The 13,070-nt window shown below is 72.0% G+C and carries 12 protein-coding genes; 5 read left to right on the top strand and 7 right to left on the bottom strand.

Going from position 1 to position 13,070, the window contains the following annotated elements; translation table 11 throughout:
* The first annotated feature begins 42 nt into the window (after positions 1 to 42).
* Complete coding sequence (locus tag LNW72_RS14210; RefSeq protein ID WP_250975750.1) at positions 43 to 2,463, top strand: phosphoribosyltransferase; 2,421 nt, start codon at positions 43 to 45, stop codon at positions 2,461 to 2,463.
* A complete protein-coding gene (locus LNW72_RS14205; protein WP_250975749.1) occupies positions 2,460 to 3,305 on the top strand; it encodes an HAD family hydrolase in 846 nt (281 codons plus the stop codon). Before LNW72_RS14210 ends, LNW72_RS14205 begins: the two co-directional genes overlap by 4 nt.
* 25 nt (positions 3,306 to 3,330) lie before the next feature.
* Here the strand turns inward: LNW72_RS14205 and LNW72_RS14200 are convergent, their stop codons facing one another.
* Positions 3,331 to 3,957: a nucleoside/nucleotide kinase family protein gene (locus tag LNW72_RS14200; protein WP_250975748.1), complete on the bottom strand. Its 627-nt coding sequence runs from the start codon at positions 3,955 to 3,957 to the stop codon at positions 3,331 to 3,333.
* A gap of 70 nt (positions 3,958 to 4,027) precedes the next feature.
* Between LNW72_RS14200 and LNW72_RS14195 the strand changes: the two genes are divergently transcribed.
* Positions 4,028 to 4,687, top strand: a complete 660-nt coding sequence (locus LNW72_RS14195) for an O-methyltransferase (RefSeq protein ID WP_250975747.1) — start codon at positions 4,028 to 4,030, stop codon at positions 4,685 to 4,687.
* Between the two features lie 28 nt (positions 4,688 to 4,715).
* Here the strand turns inward: LNW72_RS14195 and LNW72_RS14190 are convergent, their stop codons facing one another.
* Genes LNW72_RS14190 through LNW72_RS14165 form a run of 6 tightly spaced genes read right to left on the bottom strand, consistent with a single transcriptional unit; the run spans position 4,716 to position 10,003 of the window.
* Positions 4,716 to 5,258 (bottom strand): DUF4383 domain-containing protein, encoded by a 543-nt coding sequence (locus tag LNW72_RS14190; protein WP_250975746.1) that lies wholly within the window; start codon positions 5,256 to 5,258, stop codon positions 4,716 to 4,718.
* Positions 5,259 to 5,312: 54 nt separating this feature from the next.
* A complete protein-coding gene (locus LNW72_RS14185) occupies positions 5,313 to 6,014 on the bottom strand; it encodes an HAD family phosphatase (RefSeq protein WP_250991160.1) in 702 nt (233 codons plus the stop codon).
* Positions 6,011 to 7,072 carry an ABC transporter ATP-binding protein gene (locus LNW72_RS14180; protein WP_250980151.1) on the bottom strand — a complete coding sequence of 354 codons (1,062 nt, stop codon included), beginning with the start codon at positions 7,070 to 7,072 and terminating at the stop codon, positions 6,011 to 6,013. Before LNW72_RS14180 ends, LNW72_RS14185 begins: the two co-directional genes overlap by 4 nt.
* A gap of 38 nt (positions 7,073 to 7,110) precedes the next feature.
* Complete coding sequence (locus tag LNW72_RS14175) at positions 7,111 to 7,998, bottom strand: ABC transporter permease subunit (RefSeq protein ID WP_250975745.1); 888 nt, start codon at positions 7,996 to 7,998, stop codon at positions 7,111 to 7,113.
* Positions 7,986 to 8,840 (bottom strand): ABC transporter permease subunit, encoded by an 855-nt coding sequence (locus LNW72_RS14170; RefSeq protein ID WP_250975744.1) that lies wholly within the window; start codon positions 8,838 to 8,840, stop codon positions 7,986 to 7,988. Before LNW72_RS14170 ends, LNW72_RS14175 begins: the two co-directional genes overlap by 13 nt.
* Positions 8,840 to 10,003, bottom strand: a complete 1,164-nt coding sequence (locus LNW72_RS14165) for an ABC transporter substrate-binding protein (RefSeq protein WP_250975743.1) — start codon at positions 10,001 to 10,003, stop codon at positions 8,840 to 8,842. Before LNW72_RS14165 ends, LNW72_RS14170 begins: the two co-directional genes overlap by 1 nt.
* A gap of 277 nt (positions 10,004 to 10,280) precedes the next feature.
* Between LNW72_RS14165 and LNW72_RS14160 the strand changes: the two genes are divergently transcribed.
* Together LNW72_RS14160 and LNW72_RS14155 are read left to right on the top strand one after the other, a co-directional pair.
* Positions 10,281 to 11,009, top strand: coding sequence for a GntR family transcriptional regulator (locus LNW72_RS14160; RefSeq protein ID WP_250980150.1), 729 nt, complete (start codon positions 10,281 to 10,283; stop codon positions 11,007 to 11,009).
* Positions 11,010 to 11,113: 104 nt separating this feature from the next.
* Positions 11,114 to 13,057, top strand: coding sequence for a phosphocholine-specific phospholipase C (locus LNW72_RS14155; RefSeq protein WP_250975742.1), 1,944 nt, complete (start codon positions 11,114 to 11,116; stop codon positions 13,055 to 13,057).
* Positions 13,058 to 13,070: the final 13 nt, after the last annotated feature.

Below are 13,070 nucleotides of genomic sequence, written 5' to 3'. Positions count from 1 at the left end.
AACGCCGCGCCTGATCTGCCGCACAGAAGTGAGAACCACCGCATGGCAGCAACACCGACATGGTCCGGCCAGTGGGTCGCCGACCGGCTGGACATCACCCTCGAAGGTGAGGGGCTGAGCGAGCTGCTCGGGCTCGCGCTGCGGGACAACCCGAAGCGCGCGCACCTGCTGGTGTCGAACGTGCTGGGCAAGCACGTTCCCCGGCATCCCTCCGACGTCCACACCGCCGGGTACGGCCTCGGCCGCCGGGTGCGGGAGCTGCTCGGTGACGAGCAGGCCGCGCGGTCCGTCGTCCTCGGCTACGCGGAGACCGCGACGGGCCTGGGGCACGCGGTGGCCGACGGGGTCGCCCTCGCTCCGTATCTGCACTCGACGCGGCGCGCGGTCGCCGGGGTCGCGGCGGCCGGCGGCTTCGAGGAGGAGCACAGCCACGCGACGGGCCATCTGCTGCTGCCGGCGGACCCGGAGCTGCTGACCGGGGACGGGCCGCTGGTACTGGTCGACGACGAGTTCTCGACGGGCCAGACCGTCCTCAACACCATCAGGGATCTGCACGCCCGCCACCCGCGCGCCCACTACGTGGTCGTCGCGCTCGTCGACATGCGGTCGGACGCGGACCGGGAGCGGCTGACGGAGTTCGCGGCCGGGCTCGGCGCGCGCATCGACCTGCTGTCGCTGGCGTCCGGCACGGTCCGGCTGCCGGAGGGCGTGCTGGAACGCGGCCAGGCGCTCGTCAGGGCGAGCGTCACCCCGCCGCCCGCGCCCGCGACGGCGTACGAGGCGGTCCGGGTGGACCTCGGCTGGCCCGAGGGGCTGCCGGACGGCGGCCGGCACGGCTTCACGCCCGCGCACCGGGAGCGGCTGGAGGCGGCACTGCCGTCGATGGCCGAGGCGGTCCGCCGGGCGCTCCCGCCGCAGGACCCGCGCCGCATCCTCGTCCTCGGCAACGAGGAGCTGATGTTCGCGCCGCTGCGGCTCGCCCAGGAGATCCAGGACGGGACCAGTGCCGAGGTCCGGTTCTCCACCACCACCCGCTCGCCCGTGCTGGCCGTGGACGACCCCGGCTACGCGATCCGCACCCGGATCGTCTTCCCCGCCCACGACGACCCCTCCGACGGGCCGGGCCCGCGCTACGCCTACAACGTCGCGGGCGGCGGCTTCGACGTGATCGTCGCCGTCGTGGACTCGGCGGGCGACACCCCGGCGCTGCACGCGCCCGACGGGCTGCTCGCGCATCTCGCGGCTCACACCGGGCAGGTACTGCTCGCGGTCGTGCCCGCGTACCAACCGAACGGACAGGTTCAGCAGATGGCCCAGACCCCCACGCTTCCCTCCCCCCTGCGCGGTCCGGCGTTCTCGTCGTACGCGGCGGACGAGGTCGGATGGTTGCTGAAGGACCTGTCGGACGTCGAGCTGGAGGCGCCGACCGAGGAGCGCGAGGAGGCGATCCAGAGCGGCGGGGCGCACTACGCGGAGTCGCTGCCGGTGGAGTACCAGCCGAGCGAGGCGTACCAGGCGCTGTTCCGCGCCGCACTGGACACCTCGGCCGACCGGATCGCGCGGGCGGTGGGCGCCGTCACCGAGCTGGTGCTCGCCGAGCGCGGCCCGGACGCCGTCCTCGTCTCGCTGGCGCGTGCCGGGACCCCGGTCGGGGTGCTGATGCGCCGCTGGGCGAAGCACGCGCACGGCCTGGAACTGGCGCACTACGCCGTCTCGATCGTGCGCGGCCGGGGCATCGACACCACCGCGCTGCGCTGGCTGGCCGAGCACCACGACCCGGAGCAGGTCGTCTTCGTCGACGGCTGGACGGGCAAGGGCGCGATCACCCGGGAACTGGCCGAGGCCGTCAAGCCGTTCGGGAACTTCAACCCGGACATCGCGGTGCTCGCGGACCCGGGCGGCTGCGTGGGCACCTACGGCACCCGTGACGACTTCCTCATCCCCTCCGCCTGCCTCAACTCCACCGTCTCCGGGCTCATCTCGCGCACCGTGCTGCGCGCGGACCTGATCGGACCGGACGAGTTCCACGGCGGGAAGTTCTACCAGGAGCTGGCCGGCGCGGATGTCTCCGGGCTCTTCCTGGACACGGTGACGGCCCGCTTCGACGACGTCGCCGACGCGGTCGCCGAGGACGTCAAGGCACTGCGGTCGCAGGACCGCAGCCCCACCTGGGAGGGCTGGGCCGCCGTCGAGCGGATCAGCGAGGAGTACGGCATCGGGGACGTGAACCTCGTCAAGCCCGGGGTCGGCGAGACGACGCGGGTGCTGCTGCGCCGCGTCCCGTGGAAGATCCTGGCGCAGCGCGGCGCCGGCGCGGACCTGGACCACGTCCGGCTGCTCGCCGAGCAGCGCGGGGTGCCGGTGGAGGAGGTGGACGGGCTGCCGTACTCGTGTGTCGGCCTGATCCACCCGCAGTTCACCAGAGGTGCCACCGGTACCGACGGCAAGGCGGTCGCCCGATGAGCGCCGGATTCCGTACCCTCGCCGCCAGCGACCTGGACCGGACGCTGATCTACTCCTCCGCCGCGCTCGCGCTCGGCATGCCCGACGAGCAGGCGCCACGGCTGCTCTGCGTCGAGGTGCACGAGGCGAAGCCGCTGTCGTTCATGACGGAGACGGCCGCCGCGCTGGTGCAGCGGCTGGCCGCCGAGGCGGAGTTCGTGCCGGCCACCACCCGTACCCGCAAGCAGTACCGGCGGATCAGTCTGCCGGGCCCGGTGCCGCACTTCGCGATCTGCGCGAACGGCGGCCATCTGCTGGTCGACGGCCGCACCGACCAGGACTGGAACGCCGAGATGCGCCGCCGTCTCGCGGACGGTTCGGTGCCGCTGGCCGAGGTGCGCGCGCATCTGGCGCGGGTGACGGACCCGGCGTGGCTGCGCAAGGAGCGGGTGGCCGAGGACCTGTTCGCGTACCTCGTGGTGGAGCGGTCGCTGCTGCCCGAGAACTTCGTGAAGGACCTGACCGAGTGGGCCGACGGCCGCGGCTGGACGGTGTCGCTGCAGGGCCGGAAGATCTACACGGTCCCCAAGCCGCTGCGCAAGAGCGCGGCGCTCGAAGAGGTCGTACGGCGGACCGGTGCCGACCAGGTGCTGGCCGCGGGCGACTCCCTCCTGGACGCCGATCTGCTGCTGGCCGCCGACGCCGGCTGGCAGCCCGGGCACGGCGAACTGGCCGACAGCGGCTGGCGGGCGCCGCACGTGACGCCGCTCGCCACGGTGGGTGTCGCGGCGGGCGAGGAGATCCTGCGGCGGATGCTCGCGCAGGTGGCGGCCGGCGCGGAGGACGGTGCCGCGGCCGCCTGACCCCGCCCACGGCGTAGGCCGTTGGTCACTCCCTGGTGGTGACCACCCGGTTGCAGTTGGCGCGGGCGGCCTCGACCCGGTCCGCGTTGGGGCGCTCGCTGGACGCTATGAAGGCGTGCGCCTCGGGTTCGCTGCGGCCGCCGCGGACGTGGCGGCGCAGCAGCCGCTGCTCGCGCACCGCCCGCGGGGCGTCGACGAACCACAGCTCGTCGAGCAGATCGCGTACCGCCTCCCAGCCCGGCCCGTCGTCGGCCAGGTAGTTCCCCTCCGTGATGATCAGCCGCACCTGTGGGAGGACGACCAGGCCCGCGGCGATCGGCTCCTCCAGCCGGCGGTCGAACTCGGGGACGTAGACGGGCCGTTCATGGCTGGAGCGCAGCCGGCGCAGCAGCTGGACGTAGCCGTCGACGTCGAAGGTGTCGGGCGCGCCCTTGCGGCCGGCCCGCCCCAGCCGTGCCAACTGCGCGTTGGACAGATGGAAACCGTCCATCGGGACGTACGCCGCCATGTCCGCGCCGAGCCGCCTGTTGACCCCGTGGACCAGCCGGCGGGCGAGGGTGGACTTGCCCGCGGCGGGCGCGCCCGCCATCCCCAGCAGGGCCCTGCGGCCTGGAATGCTGGGCACAAGGGCGACGGCGTCATCCACGAGCATGCCCGTCACCTTACGACCTGGTGCACGATGGAGAGCGGGTCAGGTCGTGGCGTCCATCCGAGGAGAAGCCTTGTACGAGACGAAGAATCCGCAGCTCACCCCCGAGCTGTACGCATATGTACTCGCGCACAACCCGCCGCTGGACCCGGTCCAGCGGGAACTCGTCGAGCTCACCCACACCCGGCTCGCCGATGTGTCCGGACTGCAGACCGCGGAGGAGCAGGGGCCGCTGCTCGCCTTCCTGGTGCGGCTGGTCGGGGCCCGCCGCATCGTCGAGGTCGGCACGTTCACCGGGTTCTCCACGCTGTCGATGGCCCAGGCGATGCCGGCGGACGGACAGCTCATCGCCTGTGACGTCTCCGAGGAGTGGACGGTCGTCGGCCGCGAGGCCTGGGCGAAGGCGGGCGTGGCGGACCGGATCGACCTGCGGATCGCTCCGGCGCTGGACACGCTGCGCGCGCTGCCCGAGGGGCCGTGGATCGACTTCGTCTTCCTCGACGCGGACAAGGTCGGCTACGTCGCGTACTGGGAGGAGCTGGTGCCGCGGATGAACCCCGGCGGCCTGATCGTCGCCGACAACACGCTCTTCCACGGTGCGGTCGCCGATCCGGCCGTCGAGGGCCCCGCGGCGGCCATCCGCGCCTTCAACGACCGGGTGCGCGCGGACGACCGGATGGACGACGTGCTGCTCACCGTCGCGGACGGCCTCACCATCGCCCGCCGGAGGTAGATCCTCCCGGGCGGTACGCGGACACTCCCTAGTGCTGAGGCAGCCCGCGAGGCGGGGTCCGGCGGGCGGCCACAGCCGCTCGTGCCGCCGCCTCGCGCGCCGCCGCTTCGGGGTGGCGCTGTCGCCAGTACGGGTTGTCGTGCGGGAGTCCGCCGCTGACGCGGCCGTACATGCCGAAGATGAGCAGCATCAGGCCGACCACGAAGCTGAAGATGACGTTGGGCATCTCGAAGGCCAGGAAGTTGTGGCTGGTGTCCAGCAGGGCGAGATTGACGAAGCCGCTGAGGATGAACAGGGTCCCGAGGACCATGTTCAGGTTCGAGGCGATGTTCCCGCCGATGACCATGCCCGCGAAGAGCAGCAGTCCGGCGGCGATCGACAGGACACTCAGCGTGCCGTTGGTGTTGAGTCCCGCCACGGTGTCTCCGTGGGTGTCCAGGAACGGGACCTGGTTCAGCAGCCCCAGGATGCCGAAGACCAGCAGCACGAGCCCCGTGAGGCCCGCGCCGACGCGGTAGACCTGGCTCAGCCGGTGATCAGCGGGCAGATGCTCGTCGAGTCGTATGACCATGAGCGGCCTCCTTGGCGGAAGCGGGGGCAAGCGGAACCACATGCCCCACTTAACTCAAGCATCCTCCCGGCGGGCCTCTTCATCAACTGTTCCGCCGGCTGCCGCCCGGTCCGCGACGAGGGAGCGCAGCAGCGCGGGCCCCGCCTGCTCCAGGCTGCGCAGCACCGTCCGGCCCGGTGCGGGCAGGATCGGCACGACGGACGGCACCGCCAGCACCTGGCACCCCGCGGCCTCGGCCGAGGCGACCCCGGTGGGGGTGTCCTCCACGGCGACACAGCGGGCCGGATCGGCGCCGAGCAGCCGGGCGGCGGCCAGGTACGGGTCCGGGGCGGGCTTGGTGCGGGTGGTGTCGTCGGCGGTGACGGAGACCGCGAAGTTCTCCCGGCCGAGCACGTCGAGCACCAGCTCCACGACGCGCCGCGGCGAGGCCGACACCAGCGCCGTCGTCACCCCCTCCGCGCGCAGCCGGGCCAGCAGTACGGTCGCGCCGGGGCGCGGCCGTACCTCGCGGGCCACCAGCTCGGCGAAGCGGTCGTCCAGCTCCGCCGCCAGCTGCTCACGGGTCCGGGCGGTCCCGGTGGCCGTGAGCAGATGGCCGGTGGTGTGGTCGACGGACCGGCCCAGCACGTCGGGGACGTCCGCCTCGGTCAGCGTGTAGCCGAGCGCCGACGCGGTCTCGGCGACCGTGTCCCACCACACCCCCTCGGTGTCGACCAGCGTGCCGTCCATGTCGAAGAGCACCGCCTGAAGCGTCACGCGGTGGGTCCGTCGACGAGCACGGGGCGCTGCGGGAGGGTCACGGTGACGGTCGCGCCGGCCGGCAGGGTGGCCGCGCGGTGGCTGGGCACGTCCGCCTTGACCGTCGCACCGTCCGGCAGCGACAGGGTGAGGCGGGTGACCGAGCCGTGGAAGGCGGCGGTGAGCACCCGGGAGCGGCCGTCCGCGTCCGCGGTGGCCTCCAGGGCCTCCGGCCGGACCAGGACGTCCACCGGGCCCTGCGCCGGGGCGGCGCCGCGCACCGGCAGCCGCTGTCCGAGCACCTCCACGTCACCGTCCGCCATGACGCCCGGCAGCCGGTTCATGGTGCCGACGAACTCGGCGACGAACGCGGTCGCGGGGTTGTCGTACAGCTCGGCGGGGGCCGCGACCTGCTCCAGCCGGCCGTCGCGCATCACCGCGACCCGGTCGGCCGTCGACAGCGCCTCCTCCTGGTCGTGCGTGACGAAGACGGTGGTGATCCGCAGCTCCTGCTGCAACCGCCTGATCTCCTCGCGCAGCGTCACCCGGACCTTGGCGTCCAGCGCCGACAGCGGTTCGTCCAGCAGCAGCACCTTGGGCCGCAGCGCCAGCGCGCGGGCGAGCGCCACGCGCTGCTGCTGGCCGCCGGAGAGCTGGTGCGGGAAGCGGTCGGCATGCTGCGGCAGCCCGACGAGCTCCAGCAGCTCATGGGCGCGCTTGCGGCGCTCGGCGGCGCCGGTCCGCCGCATCTTCAGGCCGAACGCGACGTTGTCGGCGGCCGTCAGGTGCGGGAAGAGGCTGTACGACTGGAAGACCATCCCGGCGTCGCGGCGGTGCGCGGGCACCCCGCTGATGTCCTGGCCGTCGACCAGGACCTGGCCGGAGTCGGGCCGTTCGAAGCCGGCCAGCATCCGCAGCGCCGTGGTCTTGCCGCAGCCGGACGGGCCGAGCAGCGCGAGCAGCTCACCGGGACGGGCGGTCAGGTCCAGGCCGTCGAGCGCCACGGTGGCGCCGAACGACTTGCGGAGCGCGCGGAACTCGACGGTGGTGGCCGTCGTGGAGTCGGCGGGGTCCATGGCGGACGCGGTGGCCTCGGTGGAAGCCGTGGCGGCGGTCATGCCACCTCCTGTGCGATGGGTGCGGGAGCGGCCGCGTCGCGGCCGGCCCGGCGGGAAGAGCGGGACAGGGAACGGGACCGGTCGCGGGGCCGGCCCAGGGCGGCGAACACCAGCAGCAGCATCCAGGTGACCACCAGGCTCAGCACCGAGACGGCCACCGACAACTGCGCCTGGTTGCCTCCGGTGTTGACGATCCACACCGCGAACGGCTGGTACCCGAGCAGGGCGCCGACGGTGTACTCGCCGAGGACCAGCGCGAGGGTCAGGAAGGACGCGTTCAGCAGCGCACCGCGAAGGTTGGGCAGCACCACCTGCAGGACGGCCCGCGGCGCGCTCGCGCCGCAGCTGCGCGCGGCCTCCACGAGAACGCGGACGTCGACCGCGCGCAGCCCGGAGTCCAGCGCCCGGTAGGCGAGCGGCAGCGCCATCACCGTGTAGGCGAGGACCAGGACGAACGGGAACCGCTTGTCCTGTACGGCGGTGAACGTCTGGAACAGCGGGGTGCGCGAGAGGTGTTCCGGTCCCCAGCGCAGCACACTGCTGTAGCCGGAGACCAGCGCCACCGACGGGACCACCAGTGGCAGCGAGCAGATGATCTCCAGGAGCGGCCGCAGCCGGGGAGCGCCGAGACGCACCGCGACGAGCGCCGGGACCAGCAGCACCATCACCAGGACGATGGTCGCGGCGGCCAGCTCCAGGGTGAGCAGCAGGCTGTCGGTGAAGCCGTCCGCGCTGAGGATGCCGCTGTACGCGTCCAGGGTGAAGCCCTGGCCCGGGACATCCACGGTGAAGATCACCGAGGCGGCCACCGGGACCAGGAAGTACAGGCCGGCCAGCAGGCCGACGGCGCCGCGCCACAGCGGCTTGCGGGTCAGTCGAGCCATCGTGCGCTCCTTCGCTGGAGGGGGACGTAGACCGCCATGACGAGCCCGGCGACCACGACCATGTCCAGGCTGAGCGCGAGCGCGATGTTGCCCTGGCCGACCAGGACGTTGCCGGACAGCGCGTCGGCGATCTGCACGGTGATCAGCGGCACCGAGCCGCTGCCCAGCGCGGCGGCCGTGGCGTAGGCGGCGAAGGCGCTGCCGAAGAGCAGCACGTAGCCGCCGAGCAGGGACGGGGCCAGCACCGGCAGCGCGACGTACCGCCAGTACTGGAAGCCGGTGGCGCCGTTGTTCTGCGCGGCCTCGCGCCACTGCTTGCGCAGGCCCTCCAGCGCCGGGGTGATGGCCAGGACCATCAGCGGCAGCAGGAAGTAGAGGTAGACGACGACCAGGCCCCAGAACGTGTACAGGCTCCAGCCGGCACCGGTCAGGCCCAGGTGCTCGGTGAGGACGCCCGCGTTGCCGAGGGTGGCGATGAAGGCGAAGGCGAGCGGTACCCCGCCGAAGTTGGCGAGCACGCCGGACGCCGCGAGGACACCCTCGCGCAGGGCGCGGTGACGCGAGGTCACCACGGCCTGCGCGAGGGGGAGTCCGAGCACGGCGGCGAGCAGTGCGGACAGCGCCGACAGCTTGACGCTGCTGACCAGTCCGGTGAGGTAGGCGCCCTGCACGGAGTCCGTGAGGTTCGCCGTCGTCCACTGCGCGCCGCCGGGCGCGTCACTCGACGTACTGAAGGCACCGGTCAGCATGGCGACGGCGGGCAGGCCGAACGCCACCAGCATGAACAGCACGAGTGGCAGCGCCGCCAGCATGCCGGCCGGCGCCTTGGTCTTCAGGGTCATCAGGAGACGGCCTTGGCCCAGCCCTGGGTGACGGTCTTCTTGGCCGCGTCCACCTGCGCGGGCGTCGGGAAGGCCGGGGTGCCGGCGACGGCGGGCAGCTTGGCGGCGGCAGCGGCGTCGAGCGTGCCGGCCTGCTTGAGGGCGTCCATCAGCACGGGACGGGCGTAGCCCTTGAGCCACAGGTTCTGGCCCTCGGCGCTGTACAGGTACTCCTCCCACAGGCGGGCGGCGGCCGGGTGCGGCGCGTCCTTGTTCACGGCCTGCGCGTAGTACTGGGCGTAGACGCCGTCGCTGGGGATGGAGACCTTCCAGTCGACGTTCTTCGTCTTGAACTCGTCGGTGTAACCCGCGTTGAGGTAGTCCCAGTCGATGCTGATCGGCGTCTCGCCCTTCTGGACGGTCGCCGGGGTCGACTCCACCGGGTTGTAGTTGCCCGACTTCTTCAGCTGTCCGAAGAAGTCCAGACCGGGCTGGATGTTGTCGAAGGAGCCCTTGTTGGCGATGGCCGCCGCGTAGACGCCGCCGAAGGCCGAACCGGACTTCGTCGGGTTGCCGTTCAGCGCCACCTGGCCCTTGTACTGCGGCTTGAGGAGGTCCGCGAAGGTCGAGGGGCACTCCTTGACGCGCTTGGCGTCGCAGCCGATCGAGACGTAGCCGCCGTAGTCGTAGTACCAGCGCGCCTGTGCGTCCTTCTGGGCCGCCGGGATCTTCTCGTAGTCGGCGACCTTGTACGAGGCGAACAGGCCCTGCGAGGCGCCGCTGAGCGCGAAGGCGCTGCCGAGGTCGACGACGTCGGGGGCGCGGTCCTGGCCCTTGCGGGTGCTGATCGCGGAGATCTCGATCTGGCTGGAGGCGTCGGGGTTCTCGACCTCGACCTTGATGCCGTACTTCTTGCTGAAGCCGTCGATGAGCGCGCCGTAGTTGGCCCAGTCGCGCGGCAGGGCGATCGCGTTGAGCTTGCCCTCCTTCTTCGCGGCGGCGACCAGGGCGTCCATCCCGCCCATCTCGGTGGCGGAGGTGGCGGTGGCGGCACTCTTCTTGCCGTCGGCCGCCGTGCTCTCGGTGGGTGCTGCGCCACAGGCACTGAGGCCGAGCGCAGCTATGGCGAGGACACCTGCGAGGCCGGCGGCCCGGGGGCGGGGCAGAATCACGAGACTCTCCATGGGGACGGGAGATAGCCAGGGTTGGCTGTACAACTCGAACAATGACGACCTCAGTACGCCGCAGTCCAGTGTCCGGCGGATGAACGCGCCACTGCGTTCCGGTGTCGGCCGCGGGAATGACACGGTTGGCCCGGAATCGGCGGTTGAATCGGCGGTTAGGGTCGGAGTGTGGTCCGTCGGTGGGCCGTCCGCGGGTGATCCGGCGGACAGGATCTAGGCTCGGTCGCCGGAGCAGTGATCGACGTGGGGGAGCAGCGTGGCGGACGGCCGGCAGACGATGTACCGGAAGGTGGCCGCCGATCTCCGGCAGGCCATCGCCGACGGCGCCTACGGGTCCGGCGGCCGACTGCCGGCCGAGGGCGAACTCGCCACCCGCTACGGCGTCTCGCGCGGCACCGTGCGCCAGGCCCTGGCCGTACTGCGGGCCGACGGACTGGTCACCTCCCGGCGCGGCACCCGCCGTGTCGTGCTGGGCACCGCCCGGGTGCAGAGCTTCGGCGAGCTGCTCAGCTTCACCCGCTGGGCCCGCTCCATCGGCGAGGAGCCCGGCGGCCGGGTGGTGGAGATCATCCGCAGTCCCGCCGACGAGGTCGAACGCGAGCAACTCCGGCTGGAACCGGGCGCCGAGGTCTACCGGGTGCTGCGGGTCCGCACCCTCTCCGGCGTCCCGGTGATGGTGGAGCGCACCGTCTACCCCGAGCACATAGGCGCCCTCGTCGAGGCGCTGGACCCGCACGCGGTCTCGCACACCGTGCCGCTCCAGGAGCAGGGCGTGCTGTTCACCGACGCCCACCACACCATCGACCTGGCCCTCGCCGACGCCGACGACGCCCGGCTGCTCGGCTGCCTGGTGGGCGATCCGCTGCTGCGCGAGCGGCGCCGCACCACCGATCCGGCGGGCTCCCCGGTGGAGTGGTCGCAGGACCGCTACCTGCCGGGAACGGTGGCCTTCACCGTCCACAACTCGACGGCGGTCACCTCACTTTCCCGTCGCACGGGAATCTGACGAAAGGTCTGCCTCCGGTCTTCCTCTGTTCATGTGCGGCTGCCATCATCCTACTCGCCAGTAACCGCGAGTAACCCCCCGCACCTCTCTGACCAGGAGGCACCGTGTCCGCCCTCTCCCGCCTGCCCAAAACCGGCATCTCCCGCCGTACGCTGCTGGGTTCGGCCGTCGCCACCGGCGCGGCCATCGGCACCGGCGTTCTGCCCGCCGGCCTGCAGCAGGCGCTGGCCGAGCCCGCACGGCAGGGCACGCTGGACGATGTCGAGCACGTCGTGGTCCTGATGCAGGAGAACCGCTCGTTCGACCACTACTTCGGCACCCTGAACGGCGCCCGCGGCTACGGCGACAGCTCGCTGCTCCGCTTCCCGAACGGCTCCGACGTCCTGCACCAGCGGCTGCTCGGCTCCGTCGGCGGCACCAGCCTGCTGCCCTGGCACCTGGACACCGCCACCTCCGACGCCCAGCGGATCTTCGACCTGGACCACTCCTGGGACGGCACCCACAGCGCCTGGGCCAACGGCCAGTACAACAACTGGATCCCCGCCAAGTCCTGGTACACGATGGGCTACTACAAGCGCCAGGACATCCCCTTCCAGTACGCGCTCGCCGATGCCTTCACCCTCTGCGACCAGTACTTCTGTTCCACCATGGCGTCCACCAACCCCAACCGCCTCTACCTGTGGTCCGGAACGGTCGACCCGCGCGGCACCGCCGGCGGCCCGGTCGTCGACAACAGCGAGAAGGGCTACACCTGGACGACCTACCCGGAGCGCCTGCAGGCCGCGGGCATCTCCTGGAAGGTCTACCAGCAGGAGGACAACTACGACGACAACGCCCTGGCCTGGTTCAAGCAGTACCAGACCGCCTCCAAGGACTCGCCGCTCTACGTGAACGGCATGGTCAAGCGGGGCGCGGACGACTTCGCCCAGGACGTGGCCAACGGGAAACTGCCCGCCGTCAGCTGGGTGGTGGCCCCCACCGACCAGTCGGAGCACCCCAACCACCCGCCGGCCCAGGGCGCCGACTTCACCTCCTCCTACGTGCTGGAAGCCCTCGCCGCCCACCCCGAGGTCTGGGCCAAGACCGTCGTCCTGCTCAACTACGACGAGAACGACGGCTTCTTCGACCACGTCATCCCGCCGGCCGCCCCGGACGGCACCCCGGACGAGTTCATCAACGGCGCGCCCATCGGGCTCGGCCCGCGCGTCCCGATGATCGTCATATCCCCCTGGAGCCGCGGCGGCCGCATCAACTCCGAGGTCTTCGACCACACGTCGGTCCTGCGGTTCCTGGAGAACTGGACGGGGGTGCGCGAGCCCAACATCTCCGCCTGGCGCCGCACCGTCTGCGGCGACCTGATGTCGGCGTTCGACTTCCGGACGTCCACCACGGCGTTCCCCGCGCTGCCCGACACCAAGAAGCTGCTGGCGGACCTGGCCGAGCAGCACAAGAAGGTGCTGCCGCCGCTCTTCCCGCCGGTGGTCCAGCACTTCCCCGAGGTGGAGCCGGGCGACCGCCCGGTGCTGCCCACCGGCTACCGCTTCGGCTCGTCCTCGCGGACCGACGCCGCCAAGGGCCTGATCTGGATCACCGTCGACAACCTCGGCACCCTGGGTGCCGGCCTGTCGATGTACACCGTCAACCACCGCAAGTTCGGCGCCTGGCGCTACACACTGCCGGTGGGCGGCAGCATCACGGACTACTTCAGCGCCCAGGCCGTCAGCGGCGGCCCGTACGACATCGACACCCACGGCCCGGACGGATTCCTGCGCGGCTGCAAGGGCGACGTCCGCACCTGGACCAACCCGGCGAAGGCGCACCCGGAGGTGGCGGCGGTCGAGGCACCGGACGGCGTCCACCTCAAGCTCACCAACGCGGGCGGAAGGCCCGCGGTGTTCAGCTACCCCGGCCACCAGGTGACGGTCGCGCCCGGCGGCTCGGCGACCGCGGTCGTCCCGTCCGCCGCCGCGGGCCGGTACGACTTCACGGTGACGGCGGACACCGGCGACGGTTTCGAGCGCCGCTTCGCGGGACGGCTCCAGCCGTAGCTCCCGGCTGACA

Source organism: Streptomyces sp. RKAG293 (genome assembly GCF_023701745.1).
Classification (GTDB): Bacteria; Actinomycetota; Actinomycetes; order Streptomycetales; family Streptomycetaceae; genus Actinacidiphila.
The sequence above is the reverse complement of the archived record's forward strand: the minus strand, read 5'-3'. Positions and strand labels throughout refer to the sequence as shown.

Coding starts and splice junctions, on each gene's coding strand:
- LNW72_RS14165 (WP_250975743.1), bottom strand. CDS start 10,003: ATGGAGAGTCTCGTGATTCTGCCCCGCCCCCGGGCCGCCGGCCTCGCA.
- LNW72_RS14205 (WP_250975749.1), top strand. CDS start 2,460: ATGAGCGCCGGATTCCGTACCCTCGCCGCCAGCGACCTGGACCGGACG.
- LNW72_RS14175 (WP_250975745.1), bottom strand. CDS start 7,998: ATGGCTCGACTGACCCGCAAGCCGCTGTGGCGCGGCGCCGTCGGCCTG.
- LNW72_RS14200 (WP_250975748.1), bottom strand. CDS start 3,957: ATGCTCGTGGATGACGCCGTCGCCCTTGTGCCCAGCATTCCAGGCCGC.
- LNW72_RS14190 (WP_250975746.1), bottom strand. CDS start 5,258: ATGGTCATACGACTCGACGAGCATCTGCCCGCTGATCACCGGCTGAGC.
- LNW72_RS14210 (WP_250975750.1), top strand. CDS start 43: ATGGCAGCAACACCGACATGGTCCGGCCAGTGGGTCGCCGACCGGCTG.
- LNW72_RS14160 (WP_250980150.1), top strand. CDS start 10,281: ATGTACCGGAAGGTGGCCGCCGATCTCCGGCAGGCCATCGCCGACGGC.
- LNW72_RS14170 (WP_250975744.1), bottom strand. CDS start 8,840: ATGACCCTGAAGACCAAGGCGCCGGCCGGCATGCTGGCGGCGCTGCCA.
- LNW72_RS14180 (WP_250980151.1), bottom strand. CDS start 7,072: ATGGACCCCGCCGACTCCACGACGGCCACCACCGTCGAGTTCCGCGCG.